This is a genomic window from Streptomyces sp. NBC_00358, assembly GCF_036099295.1.
Lineage (GTDB): Bacteria > Actinomycetota > Actinomycetes > Streptomycetales > Streptomycetaceae > Streptomyces.
This window is the reverse complement of record NZ_CP107976.1, coordinates 5,426,017-5,449,466: the sequence shown is the minus strand read 5'-3', so window position 1 is coordinate 5,449,466 and position 23,450 is coordinate 5,426,017. Positions and strand designations below refer to the sequence as shown.

Here is a 23,450-nt window from a genome sequence, read left to right as displayed (position 1 = left end):
GGGCCGGCGCGATCCGGCCGCGACGACCGCGTCCGCCGCGGATCCCACCATGCGGGACGGCCCCGTCGGACCCGGCCCTCGCCGGACACATGCACCCGCCGAGGGCGGGCAGGCGCTTCCTGAAGGGCGGTCACGGGTGGCCGGAGAGCGGTTTCCGTGAGATGTGCGACATTTGAAGAGTGACGGGATTCACAGCCTCCACATAGGTTACGCAGCGTAAGGAGTCGGTTCATGCACGCCGTCGAGCAATATGCACGCGCTCATATCGTGACCGACACCGCCGACTCCGCCGACGACGAACACCGGGCCGTCCCGGTGGCCCTCCGCTACGACCCGGAGACCGACCCCCGCCAGGTACGCATCACGCTGCCCGGCCCCCATGAATGGGTCTTCGACCGCGAACTCCTGGAGCAGGGCCTGCGCGTCCCCGTCAGCAGCGGCGACGTCCGCATCTGGCCGTGCGGCCGCGTGCAGGCCGTCCTGGAGTTCCACTCGGCGCACGGGGTGGCGGTCGTGCAGCTCGACACCAAGGCGCTGATGCGCTTTCTGCGTCGTACGTACACGGCCGCCACCCCGGTGGCTCACTGAGTGTTCGCCGGCACCCCCACCTCGCCGAAGGACCGGCGAGGTCTCACGGCTCCCGCCGTGACCGGACGGCTCCCGTCGTGATCAGACGCGGGCCAGTTTCCGGTCGTGGTCCCCGTCGCGCGACTTCTCGTCGAGCGCGCGCAGGCCCTCGCCCTCGACGTCGACGTTCGGCAGCGCGCGGTCCAGCCACTTCGGCAGCCACCAGGCCCGCTTGCCCAGCAGCGCGAGCACCGCCGGGACGAGCGCCATCCGCACGAGGAACGCGTCGAAGAAGACGGCGATCGCGAGGCCGAAGCCGATCATCTTGATCATCGACTCGCTGGAGCCGATGAACCCGGAGAACACGGCGATCATGATGACCGCGGCCGCCGTGACGACCCGTGCGCCGTGCTTGAACCCGGTCACGATCGCCTGGCCGGGCTTCTCCCCGTGGACGTAGGCCTCCCGCATACGCGTCACGAGGAACACCTCGTAGTCCATGGCCAGACCGAAGACGACACCCACCATGAAGATCGGCATCATCGACATGATCGGGCCGGTCTCCTCGACACCCATCAGGCTGGACAGCCAGCCCCACTGGAAGACCGCGACGACCGCGCCGAGGGCCGCCATCACGCTGAGCAGGAAGCCGAGGGCCGCCTTCAGCGGGACGAGGATCGAGCGGAAGACCACGATCAGCAGCAGGAAGGCGAGGCCGACGACGAGCGCGAGATACGGGATCAGCGCGTCGTTGAGCTTCTGCGAGAAGTCGATGTTCATCGCCGTGGAGCCGGTGACCAGCACCGTCGCGCCCGTCTCGGCCTTGATGCCGGCGCCCCCGCCGCGGATGGTGTGGACCAGGTCCTCGGTCGTGACGGAGGACGGCTTCGAGTCGGGGATCACCGTGATCATCGCGGTGTCACCGGCCTTGTTGGGCGCGGCCGGGCTCACGCTCACGACACCCTTGAGATCCTTGATCTCGTCATGCACCTCGGTGAACGCCGCCTTGGGCGCGTCGCTCGCCTTCGCGTCGACCACGACCATCAGCGGGCCGTTGAAGCCGGGCCCGAAGCCGTCGGAGAGCAGGTCGTAGGCGCGCCGCTGGGTGGTGGACACCGGCTGCGAACCGTCGTCGGGCAGACCGAGCTGGAGCGAGGCCGCCGGGACCGCGGCGGCGCCGAGGCCGATCACGCCGAGCAGCAGCACGGCGAGCGGGCGGCGGACGACGAAGCTCGCCCAACGGGTGCCCATGTTGGGCTTGCCCGCCTTCTTGGCGGCGCGGCGGCCGCCGAGCAGGCGGCTCTTCTGGCCGGCCGGCTGGACCCTGCGGCCCGCGTAGCCGAGCAGCGCGGGGATCATGGTCAGCGCGATCAGGACGGCGATGGCGACCGTGCCGGCCGCCGCGACGCCCATCTTCGTCAGCATCGGGATGTTGACGACCGACAGTCCGACCAGTGCGATCACGACGGTCAGTCCCGCGAAGACCACCGCGGAGCCCGCCGTGCCGACGGCCCGTCCGGCCGCTTCCTCGCGTGCGCGGCCCTCGGCCAGTTCGGCCCGGTAGCGGGAGACGATGAAGAGGGCGTAGTCGATGCCGACCGCGAGGCCGATCATCATCGCGAGGGTGGACGTGGTGGAACCGAGGTCGAGCGCGCTGGCGAGCGCGGTGATCGTCGAGACGCCGATGCCGACGCCGACCAGCGCGGTCAGCAGCGGCAGCCCGGCCGCGATCAGCGAACCGAAGGTGATGACGAGGACGACCGCGGCGATCGCGATGCCGATGACCTCGCTGGAGCCGGTCTCGGGTGTCGCCTGGAGCGCGTCACCGCCCACCTCGACGGTCAGCCCGGAGTGCCGCGCGTCCTGCGCGGCCGCCTTCAGGGCGTCCTTGGAGGCGTCCTTCAGCTCCATCCCGGAGACCTTGTACTTCACCGACGCGTACGCGATCGATCCGTCCTTGCTGACGGCGTGGACCTTGAACGGGTCGGTGACGGAGGTGACCTCGGAGCCGGTGCCGAGAACCTCGACGGCCTTCTCGACCGTCGCCTTGTTCTCCTTGTCGGCCATCTTCTCGCCGGCGGGCGCCTTGAAGACGACCCGCGCGGTCGCTCCGTCGGCGCTCATACCGGGGAAGCGGTTCTCCAGCAGGTCGAAGGCCTTCTGGGCCTCGGTGCCGGGGATCGAGAAGGAGGACGATCCCGCGACGGGCGCGGAGGCCGCGCCGACACCCGCGAGCGTCAGGAGTGCCACCCAGATCAGGGCGACGAAATGCCGTCGCCGGAAGGCGAGTCGGCCGAGCTTGTAAAGGAATGTGGCCACGAGGGCGTACTCCCGGTCAGGTCGTGGAAGGGCAGGGGCTGGTGTGATCACCCGAGTGGGGGCAGGGGGGATCAGCCCGACGACGTGAGCGGCGCGTCAGGTGCGACTACGGAGGTCCGTAGGGGGTGAAGGAGAAGGAGATGGGGGTGGTGGTGGGAAGCTCAGACGCCGAGAGCGGGGAGGACCACGGCGTCGACATACGAATGCAGGAAGGCCTGTGTCGGCGGGAGTTCGTCGATCATGGTGCGGGCCGCGAAGGCACCGATGAGCATGTGCATCACGAACTGCATCGCCGGGTTGTCGGCACGGATCTCACCTCGGTCGACACCGCGCTGGAGCACCCGGCGCAGCTCTTCCAGCTCCGGCTCGATCAGCCACTCCCGGAACGCCTTCAGCAGATCCGGGTTCGAGTGCGCCGCCATGGCCAGGCCCCGCATCAACGCGGAGTCCTGCTCCATCTGGCAGTCGTCCTGCCGCAGCGCGAGCGCGTGGAAGTCGCCCCGCAGGCTCCCGGTGTCCATGTCGGAGAACTTCAGCGGCTTCTGGTGCCGCAGCGCTTTCACGACGAGCTCGGCCTTGCCGCCCCACTGGCGGTAGAGGGTGGCCTTGCTGGAACGGGTGCGGGCCGCGACGGCGTCCATCGTGAGGGCGTCGTAGCCGACCTCCCGAAGCAGGTCGAGCACGGCCATGTACAGCTCGGCCTCACGCTCGGGCGTGATCCGACTGCGTCGCGCCGTTGCGGCTTCAGCCATCCCACTCACCTCTCCCGCTTCGAACGACACGGATTCGTATGCCTCTGAAGATACCCCGCGACACCAACGAAACGAAACCGTTTCGTACGTGTGCTGAGTCACGCCGCGAACGGGAACCAGGAGGACGTCGACGGGCGCGAACCGGGATGAACGCCGGCGGGCGGGAGGACGGGATGAAGGGGGCGCACATGGTTCCCAACGCGCCCCGTGCGCACCTCCCGTATCCCGACCGCGCCCACATCCCACAACGCGCCCCCGGTTCCACGAGTTGCCGGGGCCCGTCCAGCGGAAAAGCATGGGGAGGTGAGCGACGAGTACGAGAAGGCGACCACGGACGAGAACTCCCCCGGCTATCTGCGTTTCCCGCATCTGAGCGGTGACCGGCTGTGCTTCGTCACGGAGGACGATCTGTGGCTGGCCCCGCTCGACGGCCAGGGGCGTGCCTGGCGGCTCACCGTCGACCGCACCAAGGTCGGCCACCCCCGCTTCTCCCCCGACGGCCGGCACATCGCGTACACGAGCTGGCGCAGCTTCGTCCCGGAGATCCACCTGGCACCGGTGGACGGCGGACCGGGCCGCCGGCTCACCTACTGGGGCAGCGCCGACACCCAGGTGTGCGGCTGGTCCCCCGAGGGCGACATCCTCGCCGTCGCCTCGCACGGCCAGCCCTTCTCGTACTTCACCTGGGCCTACAGCGTCGCCACCGACGGCGACCCCGGCCGCAAACTGCCCTGGGGTCCGGTCTCGGACATCGGGGTCGCCGACGTCGAGGGCGAGCGCAGGACCCTGCTGCTCACCGGCACCCCACCGCACGAACCGGCCGCCTGGAAGCGTTACCGCGGCGGGGCCACGGGCCGCATCTGGCTGCACGGACGGCAACTGGTCGCCGACCTCGACGGCCACCTCGCCTGCCCGATGTTCGTCGGCGGACGGATCGCGTTCCTCTCCGACCACGAGGGCGTCGGGAACCTCTACTCGTGCGCGTACGACGGCTCCGACCTGCGCAGGCACACCGACCACGACGCCTTCTACGCCCGGCACGCCGCCTCGGACGGAAGCAGGGTCGTCTACCAGTGCGCGGGCGACCTGTGGATCGTCGACAACCTCTCCCCCGAGTCGGTTCCCCGGCGCCTCGACATCCGCCTGGGCGGTCCGCGTCCGGGACGGCGTACGTACCAGGTGCCCGCCGCGCAGCACGTGGACAGCATCTCCGTGGACGAGACGGGCCGGGCCGGCGCCGTCGTCGTACGCGGCAGCCTGTACTGGCTCACCCACCGCGACGGGCCGGCCCGCACCATCGCGGACACCCCGGGCGTACGGGTCCGGCTCCCGGAGATGCTCGGCTCGGGCGGCCAGGTCGCCTACGTCACCGACGCGGAGGGCGAGGACGCCGTCGAGATCGCCTACCTGCCGCGCGCGTCCGGCGCCCGCGAGCCGCGCCGCCTCGCCTCCGGACAACTGGGCCGCGTACAGGAACTGGTGTCGGACCCGCAGGGCGAGCGGCTCGCCATCGCCTCGAACGACGGGCGGCTGCTCCTCCTCGACGCGACGGAGGAGTCCGCCGACCTCACCGGCACGGAGTCCGAGGAGACCTCCGGCCCCGAGTCCGACACCAGCTCAGGCACGGAGTCCGAGGACGCCTCCGGCACCGAGTCCGAGGACCCGTCCGAAACGGAGTCCGAAACGGAGTCCGAGGACGGCTCCGGAACGGAGACCGGGCAGGGCGAGGTCACCGAGCTCATCCGTTCCATCAACGGCCCGGTGACGGACCTCGCCTTCTCCCCGGACGGCGCCTGGCTGACGTGGTCGCACCCCGGGATCGGCCGCTCCCTGCGGCAGATCAAGATGGCCCGCATAAAGGACCGTCTGATCGTCGACGTCACCAACGGGCGCTTCGAGGACGAGAATCCGGTGTTCACGCGGGACGGCCGCTATCTGGCCTTCCTGTCCTGGCGCGGCTTCGACCCGGTGTACGACGTGCACACCGGGGACCTGTCCTTCCCTCTCGGCTGCCGCCCCTACCTCGTCCCGCTGTCCTCCGCCACGCCTTCCCCGTTCGCGCTGAACCCGGACGGACGGCCGGTCGCCGGGGGCCTCGACCCGATCGAGGAGGGCACCGGCGACGGCAGCGCGACGACCGTCGAACTCGAAGGCCTGGAGAGCCGGGTGACGCCCTTCCCGGTCACCGCCTCCAAGTACTCGGCGCTGCGCCCGGTCTCGGGCGGCGGCCTGGTCTGGCTGCGCTGGCCGATCTCCGGCGCGCTGGGCGAGACGTTCGCCAACCCGGACGACACGACCGGCCGTCCGACCCTGGAGTTCTTCAACATCACCAAGGCGAAGAAGTCCGAACTGGTCGACCACCTGGACTGGTTCGCGGTGAGCGGCGACGGTTCCCGGCTCGTCGTCGTCGACGAGGGCGACCTGCGCGCCGTCCCCTCCACCGAGTCCGGGGACAGCGACTCGACCGTGTGGATCGACCTGCGCCGCATCCTGCACGACGTGGACCCGCCCGCCGAATGGCGCCAGGCGTACGCGGAGGCCGGCCGCATCATCCGCGCCTACTACTGGGACCCCGACATGTGCGGCCTCGACTGGGACGCGATCCTTGAGCAGTACCGGCCGCTGGTCGAACGGATCGCCTCCCCGGACGAGTTCGCGGATCTGCTGCGCGAGGTCCTCGGCGAACTGGGCACCTCGCACGCGTACGTCACCGCCGCGCGCCGCAACGAGGGCCCACCCCACTACCAGCGCTGGCAAGGACTCCTGGGCGCCAACTTCGTCTGCCGTGACGGCGGTTGGATGCTCAAGCGGATTCTGCCCGGCGACTCGTCCGACTCCAAGGCCCGCTCACCGCTGGCGGGTGCCGGAATTCGCGAGGGCGCCGTCCTGACCCATGTGGACGGCCGCCCGGTGAACCCGGTCACCGGCCCGTATCCGCTGCTCGCGGGCGCGGGCGGTACGACGGTGGAGCTGACCTTCACCCCCGCGGAGGGCGAGGGGCGCTCGCGCCGGGTGGCCGTGGTCCCGCTGATCGACGAACGCCCCCTGCGCTACCAGGACTGGGTGGCCAAACGCCGCCAGGTCGTACGGGAGTTGAGCGGCGGCCACTGCGGCTACCTGCACATCCCGGACATGGGCGGCTCGGGCTGGGCCCAGTTCAACCGCGATCTGCGGATGGAGGTCTCGCGCCCGGCCCTCATCGTCGACGTGCGGGGCAACGCGGGCGGCCACATCAGCGAACTGGTCGTCGAGAAGCTGACCCGGACGATTCTCGGCTGGGACCTCACCCGCGACGCCCAGCCGGTGTCGTACGCCTCCAACGCCCCCCGCGGGCCGGTGGTGGCCCTGGCCGACGAGGCGACGTCCTCCGACGGCGACATGATCACCGCGGCCTTCAAACTGCTCAAGCTGGGCCCGGTGGTGGGTCAGCGCACCTGGGGCGGGGTCGTCGGCATGACCGGCCGCCACCGCCTCGGCGACGGCACCGTCATCACCGTGCCCATGAACGCCGCCTGGTTCGACGCGTACGGCTGGTCCGTCGAGAACCACGGCGTCGCACCCGACCTGGAGATCCTGCGCACCCCGCTCGACTGGGCCGAGGGCCGCCACGCCCAACTGGACGACGCCATCCAGCTCGCCCTGGACCTGCTGCGCACCCATCCCGCCGCCTCGCCGCCGGACCACTCGGACGTGCCCGACAGAACGCGCCCGAAGCTCCCCCCGAGATCGGGCTGACCGCCCCCGGGAACGCCCCGGCAACGGACCGTTGCCGGGGCGGCTGTCGCGGCCTCCCCGACGCCGAACCCCGACGCCGAACAACAAGAGTGGGGTGCCCTCTTGGGAGAGGGCACCCCACTCAGGCCGAACCGGCGAACGATCAGACGTCGTAGTCCTGGTCGAAGCGGTCCTGGGCCTCACGCTGAGCACGCTCCGCGTCCGGCATCGGGCGGTCGTTCCCCATCGGGGAACGCTCGCTCGCCCTGCCTCGCGGTTCGCCCGTCTTCTTCTGCTTCTTGGCCGTCTGCTTAAGCTGCTCGGCCTTGTCCTTGAACTGGTCCTGCATGCTCATGCGATTCACTCCCGTAGTGGGTGAGGGATTCCGGCTCGACCCCCTTGTGCGATCAGGGGGTTCGGGCCTCGACCAGAGTTGCACGCACGGACAGAGCACGCATTTCGATCAGTCACTCACCGTGAGACGCGCCGGTGGGACGCCCTGTCCGCCTCACGGAGCCGTCGATTTCCGTTCCTGTTCGTCGGCCGCCCCGCCGGCCCCGACCAGCCCCCTCGGAACCTGTCCGAGGCGCGGTTCGAACCGCCGCATCTCACGTTGCCCGACCGCCCCGATGACCGCGGGCAGATAGCCGCGGATGCCCTGCATCCCGCGCAGCCACCACTGCGCGTACACACTGCTGGAGCGGCGCTCGATCCCGGCCACGATCCGGTCGACGGCCGGCCCCAGCGGATACGTCTTGTTGGAGGGCCACGGCAGCCGCTGCCGCAGCTCCCGCATCACCTCGTCCTGGTCGGCACCCCGCACCATGTCGGTGTCGGTCCACGACAGATACCCGACGCCGACGCGCACGCCCTTGTGCCCGACCTCGCCGCGCAGACTGTGCGCGAACGCCTCCACACCGGACTTGGACGCGCAGTAGGCCGACATCATGGGAGCGGGAGTGATCGCGGCCAGCGACGCGATCTGCAGCAGATACCCCCGGCTCTCCATCAGCGCCGGCAGGAACGCCCGCGCGGTCACCGCGGATCCGATCAGGTTCACCTCGATCACCCGCCGCCAGGCGACGGGGTCGGAGTCCACGAAGGGCCCGCCGCTCGCGACACCGGCGTTGGCGACGACGATGTCCACCTTGCCGAACCGCTGCCCGACCTCCTGGGCGACCCGCGCCATGGCCTCGTGGTCGGTGACATCGGCGTACCAGTGGTCGCTCTCGCCGGGCAGCCGTTCCGAGACCCGCTTCAGCGCGTCCGCCTCCAGCCCGACCAGCGCGACCTTCGCCCCGCGCGCGGAGAGCTTGCGCGCGAGGAGTTCACCGACACCGCGCGCGGCCCCCGTGACGACGGCCACCTGTCCATCCAGACCCACCCTGCTCATGCGCCCTCCTTGATCTCTGCGCCCTCGACGGCGGTCCGTGTGTTCTCCGCGCCCTCGACGGCGGTCCGTGTGTTCTCCGCGCCCTCGACGGCGGTCCGTGTGTTCTCCGCGCCCTCGACGGCGGTCCGTGTGTTCTCCGCGCCCTCGACGGCGGTCCGTGTGTTCTCCGCGCCCGCTGCCGCCTTCGGCGGCTCGGCGGGCCGCGCGTAGGTGGTGACGAGTTCCCGTATCCGGGCGGTCACCAGGTCGGGCGCCTCCACCGGAGTCATGTGCCCGAGCCCCGGCAGCTCGGTGCTGCCGACGCAGTTCGGCAGCGCCGCCACCAGGGAACGCGCGTGCACGACCGGCGTCAACCGGTCGACCGTGCCCGCGATCACCGCCGTCGGCACCCTCAACTCCCGCACGCCCCGGTCGAGATCGAGCGTGGCGAGCACGGCGGACCAGGCGTGGCGCACGGTGCGCGGACAGGCGTGCACGATCCGGGCGCACGCGTCCACCATGGCCGGGGACGAACCGGGGCCCATGGTCGCGTACTTGAGGATCCGCCTGGCGAGCGGTGTGACGGGCCCGAGGGGCGCCCGGGAGCCGAGCACCGCCCCGGTGACCCGGGTCCGGAGCCGCCCGGCGCGCATCGGCAGCACGCGCGACTCCTCGACCAGCCGCGTGCTTCCCGTACTGCACAGCAGGGCCGCCGCCGCGTGCTCCCTGAACCGCGGCCGCGCCGAGGCGGCCATCAACGTCATACCGCCCATCGAGTGCCCCGCGAGGACGGCCTTCTCGCCCGGCGCGAGGGTGGCCGCGAGCACCGCCTCCAGGTCGTCGGCGAGCGCCTCGGTGCTGCACGTGTCGCTCGCGGGACTGCGCCCGTGCCCGCGCTGGTCGTACGCGATGACGCGGTGGTCGGCGGCGAGGTCGCGGATCTGGGCCGCCCAGAAGGCGGTCGAGCAGGTCCAGCCGTGCGCGAGGACGACGGCGGGCGCGTCCTCGGGTCCGTGCACCTCGACGTGCAGGCGCGCCCCGTCCGCGGAGTGCGCGATCAGTTCCCGGACCGGCACGGGAGGCGTGTACGCGCCGTGCGTCTCATACGTCGGTCGGCTCACGCGTCCGCCTCCACCTTCTTCTCGCGGGTGCTCCTCGTACGCGGCTCGGGCGCGGCCCCGGGCCCGGCCGCGGGTTCCGGGGCGCGCAGCACCTCGTACTCGGCCAGGTCGACCCGGCGCGTGGCGCTCCGGAACTCGGCCGTCGTACCGGGCCATACGGTCGTGTTGACGCCGTTGGCGTCCAGGTACCAGCTCGTGCAGCCGCCGGTGTTCCACACCGTGCGCTTCATCCGCTCCTGCACGCGGTCGTTCCAGGCGTCGACGGCGGCGGGGCGCGCGTCGAGCGCCGCACGCCCGCCGAGCACGTCCAACTGCCGTACGAAGTCGGCCATGTAGTTCAGCTGGGACTCGATCATCAGGATCATCGAGGAGTTCCCGAGCCCGGTGTTCGGTCCGATGATCGTCATCCAGTTGGGGAAGCCGGCGGCGGTGGCGCCGCGCAGCGACTTCATGCCCGACTCCCACGCCTGCGCGAGCGTCCTGCCGTCCGCCCCGACGACGCACTCGGCGATCGGCATGTCGGTGACGTGGAACCCGGTCCCGAACACGATCGCGTCGGCCTCGGCCCTGGTGCCGTCGGCGGCGACGAGCGCGGAGCCGTCGATCTCGGCGAGTCCGGAGGCCACCACGTCCACGTTCGGCCGGGTGAGCGCCGGGTAGTAGGCGTTCGACAGCAGGATCCGCTTGCAGCCGATCCGGTAGTCGGGCGTCAGCTTCTCCCGCAGCGCCGGGTCCTTGACGGCGCGCGCGATGTTCCGCTTGGCCAGCCGCTCGACCATGCCGAGTTCGTTCGGCCGCTTGGTGAACGCCTGCACCTGGAGTTCCCGGATGCCCCACAGGAGCCCGCGCCTGGCCTGTGTCGTGAACGGCAGCTTGCGGTGCAGCCACCGCTCGGCGCCGCTGATGGCCCGGTCGACCCGCGGCATCACCCACGGCGGCGTGCGCTGGAACAGGGTCAGCCGGGCGACGTCCGGCTGGATCGCCGGCACGATCTGGATGGCCGAGGCGCCGGTGCCGATCATGGCGACCCGCTTGCCGCGCAGGTCGTAGTCGTGGTCCCAGCGGGCCGAGTGGAACACCTTGCCGGTGAACGTGTCGATCCCGGGGATGTGCGGGATCTTGGGGTCGGACAGCGGTCCGGTCGCGGAGACCACGACGTCCGCCGTCAGGTACCCGCTGCTGGTCTCGATCCCCCAGCGCAGCTTCTGCGCGTCCCAGGTCATCATCTTGACCTCGGAGTCGAACCGCAGATGCGGGCGCAGCCGGAAGACGTCCGCGACATGCTCCAGATACGCGCGGATGTGCTCCTGTCCGGAGAAGGTGCGCGGCCATTCGGGGTTGGGCGCGAACGAGAACGAGTAGAGGTGCGACGGGACGTCGCAGGCGCACCCGGGATAGCTGTTGTCGCGCCAGGTGCCGCCCACCGCGCCGGCCCGCTCCAGGACGACGAAGTCGGTGATCCCCTCGCGGCGCAGCCGCACAGCGGCCCCCAGCCCGCCGAACCCGGACCCGATCACCGCCACCCGTACATGCTCGTGCTCGGTCATCCCGACGCCTCCCTAGCCCGCACGACCCTGCCAGTGAACACTGGCACAATCGGGAGAGTAGAGCAGCTTCGTACTCATGGGTAGGGGTCGCGACCGGGAAAGTTACCGGGGGTACGACGTAGGGTGCGGACGTGGCCGAGGGATCAGGAAAGCGAGGCGCGGGGGCGCGAGCACAGGGCGCCGGGACGCGGACGACCGGCACGCGACCACCGGACGCGTCCGGCACGCGACCACGCGACGCCCGCCCGCGCGAGGCCGCGGAGCCCGGCTCCGGCCCGTCCGCGGGCGCCGACCGGTCCCCGCCGGAGCCCGGCAGACGCGAGTACCGCATGGAGGAGCTGGCCGAGGAGGCCGGCATCACCGTGCGCACCCTGCGCTTCTACCGGGAGCGCAAGCTCATACCGCCGCCCCGGCGCGAGGGCCGTATCGCCTGGTACGACGACACCCACCTGGCGCGTCTGCGCACGATCTCGGCGCTGCTGGAACGCGGCCACACCCTCAACGGCATCGCGGAACTCGCCGAGGCCTTCGACCACGGCCGTGACGTGGGCGAGTTGCTCGGGCTGGGCGAGCCCTCCGAGGAGACCCCGGTCCGGCTGTCCCCCGAGGAGCTGGCCGACGTCTTCGCCGGACAGGCGACCCCGGAGAACCTCGCCGCGGCACTCGACCTCGGCTATCTCGGCACCGACGGCGGCGAGATCGTCCACATAAGCCGCCGGCTCCTCGACGTCTCGGCCGCCCTGGTCCGCGAGGGCATACCGCTCGCGGACGTCCTGACGGCGGCCCGGCGCGTCCGCGACCACACCGAGGCACTCGCCGAGCTCTTCACCACCCTCGTCCTCACCGAGGACCGCACCCCGGACGACCTCCAACGCCTGCGCCCCCTGGCGAAGAGCGTGGTGGAGGCGGAACTGTCGATGGCGCTGGACCGGCGGCTCCGATCCGGCGATCACCAGGACCCCCGGACGTAGGAGACGGCGCTCACCGCGACGGGGCCCCGCCCGGAGGACGTGGCCGACGGCTCGCGGACGACGGGCGGCTCAGAGGTCGTAGACCACCGTGACCGGCGCGTGGTCGGACCAGCGCTCGTCGTGCGTCGCCGCGCGCTCCACGAATCCCTTGACCGCCTTGCCCGCGAGCCCCGGGGTGGTGATCTGAAGGTCGATCCTCCAACCTGAATCGTTGTCGAAGGCCCGCCCCCGGTACGACCACCACGAGTACGGCCCCTCGGCGTCCGGGTGCAGGGCGCGGACGACGTCGACGTACCCGCCGTCGCCCGCGTCGAGGACCCGCCCCAGCCACTCCCGCTCCTCGGGCAGGAAGCCGGAGTTCTTCCGGTTGGCGCGCCAGTTCTTGAGGTCGGCCTCCTGGTGGGCGATGTTCCAGTCGCCGCAGACGACGACCTCGCGTCCGTCGGCGGCGGCCCGCACCCTGAGCTCCTTCAGGTAGGCGAGGAACTCCTCCATGAACCGGACCTTCTCGTCCTGCCGCTCGGTCCCGACCTCGCCCGAGGGGAGGTAGAGACTCGCGACGGTGACACCGGGCAGGTCCGCCTCGACGTACCGCCCGGAGGAGTCGAACTCCTCGGACCCGAAGCCGATCCGGACACGGTCGGGCTCGCGGCGTGTGTAAAGGGACACACCCGCGCGGCCCTTGGCGGCGGCGGGGGCGTGCACGACATGCCAGCCCTCCGGCGCGCGCACCTCCGCGGAGAGCTGGTCCGGCTCCGCCCGCACCTCCTGAAGGCACAGCACATCGGCGGAGGTCTCCGCGAGCCACTCCACGAAACCCTTCTTCGCAGCGGCCCGGAGCCCGTTCACATTCACAGAGGTCAGTGTCAGCACGCAGGCACGATACTTAATCGGTCGCACCGACCCGAACTCGATCATTCACCGCATAGATGTACGGTAATTCGCATGCATTTCCGCCCGGTCACTTTCGACCATCCCGATGCCATCAAGCTCAACGACCAGGTTCAGGCCGAATACGCCGAGCGCTACGGCGACGACGGCGACGCCACACATCTGGACCCGCGGATGTTCGCCCCGCCCGTCGGCCTCTACCTGATCGCGTACGACGAGCGGGACCGCCCGGTGGCCACGGGCGGCTGGCGCGCCCAGGACGAGAACGACGAGGGCTACTCGGACGGTGACGCCGAGCTCAAGCGGATGTTCGTGGTCCCGGAGGCCCGCGGTCTCGGTCTCGCCCGGCGCATCCTGGCCGCCCTGGAGGACGACGCCCGCGTGGCCGGCCGCGTCCGCATGGTCCTGGAGACCGGCACCAAGCAGCCCGAGGCGGTCGCCCTCTACGCGTCGAGCGGCTACGAGCCGTGCGCCAAGTTCGGCTACTACCGCTTCCACGAACTGAGCCTCTGCTTCGCCAAGGCCCTCTAGCGCGCAGGGCACTGACCCTGGCCGGCCGCACGGCCGGCCGGGGCCGCCCGGCCGCCCCGGCACCCCCGGCACCCCCGGCACCGAGGCCGCCGACGCGAGGTGCCGCCGTCGGCTCCAGGGCATGGCAAGAGGCCCGCTCCCACGGGTGGGAACGGGCCTCTTGGCTGCGGTGGACCTGTGGGGATTTGAACCCCAGACCCCCTCGATGCGAACGAGGTGCGCTACCAGACTGCGCCACAGGCCCTTGCAACGAGTGAAACTCTAGCATCCCGATCGAGGTGCTTGGAAATCCGTTCCGGGCTGGTCAGGGAGGCCGTCGGGGAGACCCCCGTGAGCGCCGGGCGGCACACCCGTCACTCGTTGGCCGCGCGCGGCCGTTCCCCGTCCTCGTACTGGTCGAACAACGGCGTACGGCCCCGCTCGCGGGCGCGCCGCGCGGATGCCGCGCGGCGCGCGTCACTGCGGCTGTCGTCCCCCGCGTCGGCGTCGTCGGAACCCTCCGGGAGGCCCTCGTCGGCCGGCTCGGCCTCGGGCGCGCTCGGTTCGGCCGCGCTGGACCGCGCGGAGCTCCACGCGTCCGGCGCCCCCAGGTCGACGCTGGACGTCGCCCGGGGCGCGACCGGCGCGGTCACATAGGTCGGCAGGGGAACCGGCACCGGATCCCAGCTGTCGCCCTGGGCGGGACCGCACTGTCGCTCGCGCTGCTGGTCGACCCACTCGGCGTGGTCGGTCTGCTCGACGAGGGCGCGGCGGTCCGCGGCGAGCGCCGAGAAACCGGGGTCGGTGTCGGACCCGAGGCCGTCTTCCGATTCGTCCGCCGCGGGGTCGACGGCCGCCCGCCGACGGGGCTGCCGCTCCCGGAGCCGCTGCGCCGCGGCTTCGGCCCTGCGCCGGTCCATGGTGTACGTGAAGCGTCGCCGCTCCTGGGCACGCAGGTGCAGGATGTACGAACTCAGCATCACGGCCGGCGCGCCGGGCGCCCACAGGAACGCGAGCCCGCCCACGGCCGCCACGACCGCGCCGAAGGTGAAGGCGAGGAAGAGCAGGACCGTCGTACGCCGACGGCGCGCGAGGACCTTGGTGCGCCGGGCACGCGCTGCAGCCTCGGCCGAAGGTGCCCGGCGTGCGCCCGGCGTGCGCCCCGCCGCGGACGGAGTGGCCTGCTGGGACGCGGACTTGACGGAGGGTCGGGGCGTGGACGCGGGCGGGCCCGACTGATGCGGTACGGACCGGGCGGTGCCCGAGGTCTCGTACGTGCCGCTCTCCCTGCCGGCCGCGCGGGCGCCCGGCTTCTGCTCCGCCTGGACCGGATCCGGCACCTGAACCCGTTCCTGTACGTGCGGACGGTGCTGGGCCGCCGCCTGGGGCCGGGCCGGGGGCACGGCGAAGGCCCGGACGTCCACCGAATCGGTGACGTCGTCCGGGTCGGCGCTGGGCTCCTCCTCCTCGGCGGAGCGTGCGCGCAGGTCCTTGGCGTATCGGCGCTCCATACCCGCCCGTCCGGACAGCAGCCGGATGGCGGTGCTGAAGCGTTCCGTCGGACGGGCTTCGTTCAGCTCGTCCTGCCTACGGAGCCACATCGGCACCAAGTAGGCGGCCCAGGCCCCGACGATGACTGCGTAGATGAGGCCGCTGCTGCTCACGCCTCACACGGTAGAGGGGTTTGTGTGAGGCCATCTGCCAATTGGGCCGGTGTGTCGCACGATCCGGCTGATATTTCGAGCTTTTTTTGTGACCGATGCGATCAGCAGGCCACCGCGAGCGCGAATTTAATGCCCTGAGGCGATCGCCCACCGATCATTTCGAACACCTATTTCATTTCCCGGTGTTGCCCGGCTTGCTCGGGTTCTGCGAGCCGGACTGCTCCGATCCCACCTGCTCCGAACGGGGCGGTGCCGAACGCGTCCGGCGCCAGCGCGCGAGCAGCCCTTCGGGCACTTCCTCCGCCGTGAGCGCGAAGACGAGATGGTCCCGCCAGGCGCCGTCGATGTGGAGATAGCGCGGCCGAAGCCCTTCCTCGCGGAATCCGAGCTTTTCCACGACCCTGCGGCTGGGCCCGTTCTCGGGGCGAATACAGACTTCGATGCGGTGCAGTCCGACGGTACGGAAGCAGTGGTCGCTCACCAGCGCCACGGCGGTGGGCATCACTCCGCGACCCGCCACCGACTGGTCCACCCAGTAGCCGACGTGCCCGGAGCACATCGACCCCCAGGTGATCCCGGCCACGGTGAGCTGACCGACCAGCCGCCCCTGGTACTCGATCACGAAGGGCAGCATCCGGCCCGCGTTGGCCTCGGCGCGCAGGTGCCGGACCATCTGCCGGTACGTCGGCCGGTGCGCGATGGGGCCGCTCGGCGTGGGGGGCGGGATGGTCGCCTCCCAGGGGCGCAGCCAGTCCCGGTTGCGCCGGTTCACCTCGCGCCAGGCCCGCTGGTCGCGCAGCCTTATCGGCCGGAGGACGACATCGCCGTCCACCAGCTCGACCGGCCAGGATGGGCTGTTCAGCTCGCACCCCCACTGCCGACGGGTCTGAGGTGGTCGCCGCCGCGGATCTGGTCGACGGCGTGGATCAGGAGGGGTTCAAGAACGGCCAGTCCGTCCTTCACCCCGCCGGTGGAGCCCGGAAGGTTGACGATCAGGGTCCCTCCGGCGACTCCGGCGAGCCCGCGCGAGAGGGCCGCCGTCGGCACCTTGTCCCTTCCGAACGCCCTGATGGCCTCCGGAATGCCCGGGACCTCGTGGTCGAGGACCCGCAGGGTCGCCTCGGGGGTCCGGTCGGTGGGCGAGATCCCCGTGCCGCCGGTGGTCACGATGACGTCGTAGCCCGCCTCGACTCCGGTGCGCAGCGCCGCCTCCACGGGGTCACCGTCGGGAACGACCTGCGGCCCGTCGACGGCGAAGCCGAATTCCGCGAGGCTCCCGGCGATCAGGGGACCGCCCTTGTCCTCGTAGACGCCGGCGGCGGCACGGTTGGAGGCCGTGATCACCAGGGCGCTGTACGGTGCCGGGAGGGTTCCGCCGATGACGGTGTCGACGCTCATGTCCGGCTCCAGTCGCCCGACTTGCCGCCCGTCTTCTCTTCCACTCGTACGTCCGTGATGACCGCCCCCTTGTCGACAGCCTTGACCATGTCGATCACGGTGAGGGCCGCCACGCTGACCGCTGTGAGGGCTTCCATCTCGACTCCCGTGCGGTCGGTCGTTCTCACGGTGGCGAGGATCTCGACGGCGTCGTCCGCGACCGACAGATCAATCTTGACACCCGACACCGACAACGGGTGGCACAGCGGGATCAGGTCCGGCGTGCGCTTGGCTCCCATGATCCCGGCGATGCGCGCGGTGGCCAGGGCGTCGCCCTTGGGTACCCCCTCACCGCGCAGCAGCTCCACGACACGGGGCGAGACCAGGACCCGGCCGCTCGCGCGCGCGGTGCGGGCGGTCACGTCCTTCCCGGACACGTCGACCATGCGGGCGGCCCCGACCTCGTCGATGTGCGTCAGTCGGTCCTGCACAGGGGGTCCGGAGGTCTCCCCCCGGGACGGAACAGTCATGTGCGTGGGCGCTCCCGGTCAGGGCCCGTCGCGGTGCGGCGCGTGGGCCTGGTGTGCGCGACACGTTACCGCCCGTCCGTCCACCGCCACGCCTCCGCGAGGAGCTGGGCGCCCTTGCGCGACCCGGGCGCCCAGCACTGGGCGCCCCCGCACCCGGCCGCTCAGCCGAGCAGCACCACCTCGACCTCGGCTCCGGGCTCGACCGAGGTGTCGTCCTCGGGGACGACGATCAGCGCGTCGGCGTGCGCCAGGGCCGCGACCAGGTGGGATCCGGCACCTCCGACGGGCGTCACGGTGCCGTCCGCGTACGTCCCGCGCAGGAACTGCCGACGGCCCTTCGGAGAGGTCAGCGCCTTCTCGGTGGAGAGGGTCGCCCTGGTCGTGGGCCGGTGGACGTCCTGCAGACCCATCAGTGTGCGGATCGCGGGCCGCACGAAGAGTTCGAAGGAGACGTACGAGGACACGGGGTTGCCCGGGAGCGCGAGCAGCGGTGTGTGGTCGGGGCCGATGGAGCCGAAGCCCTGGGGCTTGCCGGGCTGCATGGCGAGTCTGCGGAAGTCGATTCCGCCGCCCGCCTCGTCCTCGTCGCCGACCGAGGTCAGCGCTTCCTTGACGACGTCGTAGGCGCCGACGCTCACCCCGCCGGTCGTGACCAGCAGGTCGGCGCGGACGAGCTGGTCCTCGATGGTCGAGCGCAGTGTCTCGGCGTCGTCCGCGACCGCGCCGACCCGGTACGCGATGGCTCCCGCGTCGCGGGCGGCCGCGCACAGGGCGAAGCTGTTGGAGTCGTAGATCTGGCCGGCGCCCAACTCCTCGTCGGGCTGGACGAGTTCGCTGCCGGTGGACAGGACGACCACCCGCGGGCGGGGGTGCACCCGCACGGTGCCGCGGCCGATCGCGGCGAGCAGGCCGATCTGCGGCGGGCCGAGGACTGTGCCCGCTTCGAGGGCGCGGTCGCCCGCCTTCACGTCGCTGCCCTTCGCGCGGACGTGCGCGCGGGCCTCGGCCTGGCGGTGGACGTGGACCTGTCCGAAGGAGCCCTCGGGGGACGTGCTGTGCGCGCGCATCCCGGAGACCGGTCCCTCGCCGAGGCCTCCGTCGGTCCACTCGACGGGGACGACGGCTTCGGCGCCGGGCGGCAGCGGGGCGCCGGTCATGATGCGGGCGGCCTGGCCGGGGCCCACGTAGGGCTGCTCGGCCTGGCCGGCCGCGACATCGCCGACGACAGTCAGGACCGCCGGGTATTCCTCGCTCGCGCCCGCGACATCCGCGACCCGGACCGCGTACCCGTCCATGGAGCTGTTGTCGAACGGCGGCAGGGAGACCGGCACCGTGACGTCCTCGACCAGGACGCAGCCCTGGGCGTCGAGGAGTTGCAGCTCGATGGGTTCGAGGGGGCGGACGGTCGTGAGGATGTCCTCCAGGTGGTCGTCCACCGTCCAGAGTTGGTCCTGGCCGGTGGTGCGGGTCGCGGCGCTGCTCAAAGTCCCTACATCTCCTCGGCTACGTAACGGCGAAGCCAGGCCCGGAAGTCCGGGCCCAGGTCTTCACGTTCGCATGCGAGTCTGACAATGGCACGCAGGTAGTCGCCTCGGTCCCCGGTGTCATAGCGCCGGCCCTTGAAGACGACTCCGTGCACGGGGCCGCCGACCTTCTCGTCCGCGGCGAGCTGCTGGAGGGCGTCGGTGAGCTGGATCTCGCCGCCGCGGCCCGGCTCGGTCTTGCGCAGTATGTCGAAGATGTGCGGGTCGAGGACGTAGCGGCCGATGACGGCGTAGTTGCTGGGCGCGTCCGCCGCGTCCGGCTTCTCGACCAGACCGGTCACCTTGACCAGGTCGCCCTCGACGGTGGCCTCGACGGCGGCGCATCCGTAGAGGTGGATCTGCTCGGGCGCGACCTCCATGAGCGCGATGACGCTGCCGCCGTGCCGCTCCTGGACCTCGACCATGCGGGCCAGCAGGGGGTCGCGGGGGTCGATCAGGTCGTCGCCGAGGAGGACGGCGAAGGGCTCGCGGCCGACGTGCGGGGCCGCGCACAGGACGGCGTGACCGAGACCCCTGGGGTCCCCCTGGCGCACGTAGTGCATGGTCGCGAGGTCGCTGGACTCCTGGACCTTGGCGAGCCGGTTGGCGTCGCCCTTCTTCTGAAGGGCCGATTCCAGCTCGTAGTTGCGGTCGAAGTGGTCTTCCAGCGGTCGCTTGTTGCGACCCGTGATCATCAGGACGTCGTCAAGACCCGCGGACACGGCCTCTTCGACCACGTACTGGATCGCCGGCTTGTCGACGACCGGCAGCATCTCCTTGGGAGTGGCTTTGGTGGCCGGCAGGAACCGGGTTCCGAGGCCTGCCGCCGGAATGACAGCCTTACTGATCCTGGGGTGTGACTCAGTCATGTCCGCAACCATAACCGGTGGCTATGTGCAGAATCTGTGGCTCCGGTTAATTCACTGGTATATGAGTGGATTAAGAGAACTACAGGAGTCGGCTGTGAGTCACGTCGGACACGAACCCGAGCCTGACAAGCGAATGTTGCGACGAGGATTCCTGGCGGTGAGGACCGGGTTGACGGCCGATGACGTGCGGAAGACCGCCGCCACCCTGGCCGCCCGCGCTCTGGAGCTGCCCGAACTGGCGCGGGCCCGCACGGTGGCGGCCTATGTCTCCGTGGGGAGTGAACCGGGCACCCTCGCGCTGCTGGACGCGCTTCGCGCGCGGGGGGCGCGCGTCCTCCTGCCGGTCCTGCTGGCGGACAACGATCTGGACTGGGGGGCGTACACGGGAGCCGGCTCGCTCGCGCGGGTCCAACACGGCGGGAAAATGGCCCTCTTGGAGCCCGCGGGCGAGCGGCTCGGCCCGGCGGCCGTCCTGGACGCGGACGCCGTTCTGCTGCCCGGTCTGGCGGTCGACGCGCGCGGGATGCGGCTGGGGCGCGGCGGAGGCTCGTACGACCGCGTACTGGCCCGCCTGGAGCGCTCGGGCGCCGATCCCGCGCTGGTGGTGCTCCTGTACGACACCGAGGTCGTCGACCGGGTCCCGGAGGAGGCGCACGACCGGCCCGTCCACGCGGTGGTGACCCCCTCCGGCGTCCGCCGCTTCCGCTGACGGACGACGGACACGGGACGGCGGACGACCGGCACGGGTCGGGGAACGGCGGACGGCGGACGCGAAGTGGCCCTCCACGCACGCGTGGAGGGCCACTTTCGTCAGGCAACCGGCTTCAGGCCGTCAGGATCTCGACGCCCGTCGGAGTGTCACGGTTTCAGGACCAGGGTGTCGGTGGTCTTCTTGTCGACGGCCTTCTTGGTGAAGGCCCACGGCAGGAGCTCACCCTTGGCCCACTTCTCCGTCTGGTCGGTGTAGTGCGCGCTGTAGGCGTGCCCCGAGGCGCCCGAGAGGTTGATCCACTTGGACTTGTCGAGGTCCTGGAGGTTGACGACCATCCGCATGGACGGGACCCAGACCACTCCGTAGCCGCCCGCCGCGTTCCAGCCGGTCGCGTTGACCGTCGCCTCGCCGCCGCTGAGCTTCCAGGGGCCGCGGTTGAGCATGTACTGCAGGAAGCCGGGGCCTTCGGTACCGAGGGTCTGGTTCTTCAGGAACAGGCGGTGCAGCCGGCCCCAGTTCCAGGTGTCGATGTCCTTGCCGAGCTTGGCGGTCAGCTCCCAGCGGGCGTCCGTCATGGCCTGGAGGAACAGCTCGTCCCGGGTGTCGATCGGATCGTTCTTGCTCGCCGTGCTCATCTTGGTCGTCTTGCGCGTGGTGGGCGCCTTCCACCAGTCGTTGTGCTCGTCGTCGATGATCTTGCGGACGACCTCGAACCAGCGGTCGCCGCCGTCCGGCTGCGCCTGGTCGGCGTCACGCTCGCCGCACTCGCGCACCTTCTGGTCCTCGTCCGCGGGACCGGTGCTGTCGACCCGGTCGACCCACAGGCACTGGCCCTTGACCCGCAGTTCCTTGGGCAGCTTGTTGCCGAAGGCGAGTTTGAGGATGTTGCGCCAGGTGGCGTTGAAGTACGCGGCCGCGGCGGAGTCGGAGTCCTGGGTGTAGTCCCAGCCCTCCAGGAGCTTCTGCGCGTCGCGGACGTCCTTGTCGGGCACGTCGATCTTGAGCAGCTTGGGCACGATCAGCTTGGCGATCTCGCTGCTGTTGTCGAGCTGCATCTGGCGCATGTCATCGGTCGAGATCTTGGCGCCGCCCCTGGTCTTCGACTCGATCAGGTCGGTGATCCGCTGGCTGCGGGTGCCGTAGCCCCAGTCCGTGGTGAGCGTGTAGGGGTACTTGGCCGGGTCGACGACCGCCTGGTTGGCGGTCACGATGTAACCGCGCTTGGGGTTGTACTCGTAGGGCAGGGCGGACTGCTTGATGTACCCGGTCCAGCGGTACTTGGAGTCCCAGCCGGGCGAGGGCAGCGAGCCGTCGTCGCCCTTGGCGCGCGTGGGGATCTTGCCGGGGAGCTGGTACCCGATGTTGCCGTCGGCGCCCGCGCCGTCCGCGTAGACCAGGTTCTGGGACGGCACCTCGAAGGACGCGGCCGCCTTGCGGAACTCGTTCCAGTTCGACGCCTTGTCCATCGCGAAGACGGCGTCCATGGTGTTGCCCGGGTCCAGCGCGGTCCAGCGCAGCGCTATCGCGTAGCCGTCGCCGCGGTCGGGGGCCCCGGCGTCGACGGTGGCCTTCTTGCCGACCTGGACCAGTTCGTCGTCACGGTCGGACAGGAGCGGCATTCCGTCGTCGGTCTGCCGGACCACGATCGTCTTGGCGGCACCGCCGGCGACCTTGATCGTCTCCTTGCGGGTGGTGAACGGCAGCACCTTGCCGTCGTACACGTAGCCCTCGCCGGTGATCTTCTCCAGGTAGAGGTCGGTGACGTCGACCCCGGAGTTGGTCATGCCCCAGGCCATGTCCGCGTTGTGGCCGATGACCACGCCGGGCATGCCCGCGAAGGTGTAGCCGGAGACGTCGTACTGGCACTTGGCGGAGACCGCGGTGCAGTGCAGGCCCATCTGGTACCAGACGGAGGGCAGCGACGCCGACAGGTGCGGGTCGTTGGCCAGCAGCGGCTTGCCGGTGATGGTGTGGCTGCCCGCGACGACCCAGGAGTTGGAGCCGATGCCGTTGCCGTTCACGCCGACGGCGGTGGGCAGGCCGTCGAGGACCTTGTAGAGCCCCGAGAGCTGGCTCTGGAACCCGGTGGGTGCCGCGGTGTTGCCCGTGAGCCCCGTGCCCGCCGTGGTCGTCGAGGTGGTGTCGGTGGGGCTGTACGTCCCGGTGACACTGTCGTACGAGCCCGTCCGGACGATCGGCTTGTTCCGGCTGTACGGGTAGTCCGGGTACAGGTCGGCGATCTGCTTCGGGCCGAGCCTGCTCGTCATCAGGGAGCGGTCGATCTCTTCCTGCATGTTGCCGCGCAGGTCCCAGGCCATCGCCTTGAGCCAGGCCACGGAGTCGACCGGGGTCCACGCGGTCGGCTCGTAGTCGTTGGTGAAGCCGAGAGCCGCGTACTCCAGGGAGATGTCCTTGCCGCTCTTGCCCTTGAGATAGGCGTTGACTCCCTTGGCGTACGACTGGAGGTACTTCTTCGTGGAGGCCGACAGCTTGGTGTCGTACTCCTTCTTCGCGACCCGGTCCCAGCCGAGAGTGCGCAGGAACTCGTCGTTCTTGACCTGTCCCTCGCCGAACATCTCGGACAGCCGGCCCGAGGTCATGTGACGGCGCACGTCCATCTCGTAGAACCGGTCCTGCGCCTGGACGAAGCCCTGGGCCATGAACAGGTCCTCGTCGGACGAGGCGTAGATCTGCGGGATCCCGTTGCCGTCGCGCTGCACGGTCACCGGCCCCGACAGGCCGTCGAGCCGGATGGAGCCCGAGGTCTGCGGGAAGGAGGCACGCACAGTGCTGATGCTCCAGTACGCGCCGAAGGCGATGCCTCCGATGATGGCGAGAACCAGGACAATCAAGAACAGTCGGGCTTTGCGCCCCTTCTTCCTGCCGGACTTGCCGGGCTGTTGGCCGGAAGAGGCGGTGGTGTTGGGGGGCATCGCTGTCCTTGCTGTCCTAACGCGAGCGGCAGGCGGTCCTGGAGTGCTGGGGCAACCATAGGCGCAGGGCCAACCGCG

19 protein-coding genes and 1 tRNA gene are annotated in these 23,450 nt (G+C 70.8%); 5 read left to right on the top strand and 15 right to left on the bottom strand.

Annotated features, from left to right (window positions below):
* Positions 1-231: 231 nt before the first annotated feature.
* Positions 232-588 (top strand): SsgA family sporulation/cell division regulator, encoded by a 357-nt coding sequence (locus OHT01_RS23220; RefSeq protein WP_328555051.1) that lies wholly within the window; start codon positions 232-234, stop codon positions 586-588.
* Between the two features lie 81 nt (positions 589-669).
* Here the strand turns inward: OHT01_RS23220 and OHT01_RS23215 are convergent, their stop codons facing one another.
* Both OHT01_RS23215 and OHT01_RS23210 read right to left on the bottom strand, forming a co-directional pair.
* Positions 670-2,886, bottom strand: coding sequence for an MMPL family transporter (locus OHT01_RS23215; protein WP_328555050.1), 2,217 nt, complete (start codon positions 2,884-2,886; stop codon positions 670-672).
* A gap of 161 nt (positions 2,887-3,047) precedes the next feature.
* A complete protein-coding gene (locus tag OHT01_RS23210) occupies positions 3,048-3,638 on the bottom strand; it encodes a TetR/AcrR family transcriptional regulator (protein WP_328555049.1) in 591 nt (196 codons plus the stop codon).
* Positions 3,639-3,941: 303 nt separating this feature from the next.
* On the opposite strand from OHT01_RS23210, the gene OHT01_RS23205 reads away from it, so the two are divergent.
* On the top strand, positions 3,942-7,373 hold the full coding sequence (locus OHT01_RS23205; protein ID WP_328555048.1) for a S41 family peptidase: 3,432 nt from the start codon (positions 3,942-3,944) through the stop codon (positions 7,371-7,373).
* A 142-nt stretch (positions 7,374-7,515) separates the two neighbouring features.
* Here OHT01_RS23205 and OHT01_RS23200 read toward each other — a convergent pair whose 3' ends face one another.
* From OHT01_RS23200 to OHT01_RS23185, 4 genes are all read right to left on the bottom strand, one after another.
* Positions 7,516-7,707: a hypothetical protein gene (locus OHT01_RS23200; RefSeq protein ID WP_328555047.1), complete on the bottom strand. Its 192-nt coding sequence runs from the start codon at positions 7,705-7,707 to the stop codon at positions 7,516-7,518.
* A 153-nt stretch (positions 7,708-7,860) separates the two neighbouring features.
* Positions 7,861-8,745: an SDR family oxidoreductase gene (locus OHT01_RS23195; protein WP_328555046.1), complete on the bottom strand. Its 885-nt coding sequence runs from the start codon at positions 8,743-8,745 to the stop codon at positions 7,861-7,863.
* A complete protein-coding gene (locus tag OHT01_RS23190) occupies positions 8,742-9,845 on the bottom strand; it encodes an alpha/beta fold hydrolase (protein WP_328555045.1) in 1,104 nt (367 codons plus the stop codon). The genes OHT01_RS23195 and OHT01_RS23190 overlap by 4 nt, the downstream gene beginning before the upstream one ends.
* A complete protein-coding gene (locus OHT01_RS23185) occupies positions 9,842-11,392 on the bottom strand; it encodes a flavin-containing monooxygenase (protein ID WP_328555044.1) in 1,551 nt (516 codons plus the stop codon). Before OHT01_RS23185 ends, OHT01_RS23190 begins: the two co-directional genes overlap by 4 nt.
* A 329-nt stretch (positions 11,393-11,721) precedes the next feature.
* On the opposite strand from OHT01_RS23185, the gene OHT01_RS23180 reads away from it, so the two are divergent.
* The gene (locus OHT01_RS23180) at positions 11,722-12,363 is read left to right on the top strand and encodes a MerR family transcriptional regulator (RefSeq protein WP_328558226.1); all 642 of its coding nucleotides are present in this window, start codon (positions 11,722-11,724) and stop codon (positions 12,361-12,363) included.
* Between the two features lie 69 nt (positions 12,364-12,432).
* On the opposite strand, the gene OHT01_RS23175 is transcribed toward OHT01_RS23180, so the two are convergent.
* A complete protein-coding gene (locus tag OHT01_RS23175; protein ID WP_328555043.1) occupies positions 12,433-13,236 on the bottom strand; it encodes an exodeoxyribonuclease III in 804 nt (267 codons plus the stop codon).
* 72 nt (positions 13,237-13,308) lie between these two features.
* Between OHT01_RS23175 and OHT01_RS23170 the strand changes: the two genes are divergently transcribed.
* Positions 13,309-13,785, top strand: a complete 477-nt coding sequence (locus OHT01_RS23170) for a GNAT family N-acetyltransferase (RefSeq protein WP_328555042.1) — start codon at positions 13,309-13,311, stop codon at positions 13,783-13,785.
* A gap of 170 nt (positions 13,786-13,955) precedes the next feature.
* Here the strand turns inward: OHT01_RS23170 and OHT01_RS23165 are convergent.
* The 7 genes from OHT01_RS23165 to galU all read right to left on the bottom strand — a co-directional run bounded on the left by OHT01_RS23165 (position 13,956) and on the right by galU (position 19,727).
* Positions 13,956-14,029 (bottom strand) — tRNA-Ala (locus OHT01_RS23165).
* Between the two features lie 109 nt (positions 14,030-14,138).
* Positions 14,139-15,428 (bottom strand): divisome protein SepX/GlpR, encoded by a 1,290-nt coding sequence (gene sepX / locus OHT01_RS23160; protein WP_328555041.1) that lies wholly within the window; start codon positions 15,426-15,428, stop codon positions 14,139-14,141.
* Positions 15,429-15,600: 172 nt separating this feature from the next.
* On the bottom strand, positions 15,601-16,260 hold the full coding sequence (locus tag OHT01_RS23155; RefSeq protein ID WP_328555040.1) for a GNAT family N-acetyltransferase: 660 nt from the start codon (positions 16,258-16,260) through the stop codon (positions 15,601-15,603).
* 26 nt (positions 16,261-16,286) lie between these two features.
* A complete protein-coding gene (locus OHT01_RS23150; protein ID WP_328555039.1) occupies positions 16,287-16,826 on the bottom strand; it encodes a MogA/MoaB family molybdenum cofactor biosynthesis protein in 540 nt (179 codons plus the stop codon).
* A complete protein-coding gene (moaC, locus tag OHT01_RS23145; RefSeq protein WP_328555038.1) occupies positions 16,823-17,335 on the bottom strand; it encodes a cyclic pyranopterin monophosphate synthase MoaC in 513 nt (170 codons plus the stop codon). Before moaC ends, OHT01_RS23150 begins: the two co-directional genes overlap by 4 nt.
* A gap of 161 nt (positions 17,336-17,496) precedes the next feature.
* A complete protein-coding gene (gene glp / locus OHT01_RS23140) occupies positions 17,497-18,819 on the bottom strand; it encodes a molybdotransferase-like divisome protein Glp (protein WP_328555037.1) in 1,323 nt (440 codons plus the stop codon).
* Between the two features lie 5 nt (positions 18,820-18,824).
* Positions 18,825-19,727: a UTP--glucose-1-phosphate uridylyltransferase GalU gene (gene galU, locus OHT01_RS23135; RefSeq protein ID WP_328555036.1), complete on the bottom strand. Its 903-nt coding sequence runs from the start codon at positions 19,725-19,727 to the stop codon at positions 18,825-18,827.
* A 133-nt stretch (positions 19,728-19,860) separates the two neighbouring features.
* Between galU and OHT01_RS23130 the strand changes: the two genes are divergently transcribed.
* Positions 19,861-20,436 (top strand): 5-formyltetrahydrofolate cyclo-ligase, encoded by a 576-nt coding sequence (locus OHT01_RS23130; RefSeq protein ID WP_443043428.1) that lies wholly within the window; start codon positions 19,861-19,863, stop codon positions 20,434-20,436.
* 149 nt (positions 20,437-20,585) lie between these two features.
* Here the strand turns inward: OHT01_RS23130 and OHT01_RS23125 are convergent, their stop codons facing one another.
* Entirely contained in the window at positions 20,586-23,372 is a 2,787-nt protein-coding gene (locus tag OHT01_RS23125; protein ID WP_328555034.1) for a penicillin acylase family protein, read from the bottom strand.
* Between the last annotated feature and the right edge of the window lie 78 nt (positions 23,373-23,450).